Below are 384 nucleotides of genomic sequence, written 5' to 3'. Positions count from 1 at the left end.
GTGCAGACCGACGACTCGTGCGCGATGGCCGCGTCGCTGAAGGCGGGCGAGCGCGTCACGCTGAACGAGGTGGGGCTGTTCTCGGACGGCACGGCGGTGAAGCTGGTCGGTGAGGAGACCTTCCGGCTGTGCCGCGACTATCTCGACGACGTGCTGCTGGTGAACACCGACGCGTTGTGCGCGGCGATCAAGGACGTGTTCCAGGACACGCGCAGCGTGCTGGAGCCGGCCGGCTCGCTGGCGGTGGCGGGCGCCAAGCAGTATGCCGAGCGCGAGGGCATCGAGAACCAGACGCTGATCGCGATCACATCGGGCGCGAACATGAATTTCGACCGCATGCGCTTCGTGGCCGAGCGCGCGGGAGTGGTCGAGGCGCACGAGGCG

General features: G+C 68.5%; 1 protein-coding gene. It reads left to right on the top strand.

The features are described 5' to 3' along the window. Nucleotides 1-384: pyridoxal-phosphate dependent enzyme (locus BN2475_RS36115; RefSeq protein WP_245841749.1), on the top strand; the 384-nt coding region annotated here is incomplete at both ends.

The sequence above is a fragment of the Paraburkholderia ribeironis genome (assembly GCF_900019265.1).
Classification (GTDB): domain Bacteria; phylum Pseudomonadota; class Gammaproteobacteria; order Burkholderiales; family Burkholderiaceae; genus Paraburkholderia; species Paraburkholderia ribeironis.
The sequence above is the reverse complement of the archived record's forward strand: the minus strand, read 5'-3'. Positions and strand labels throughout refer to the sequence as shown.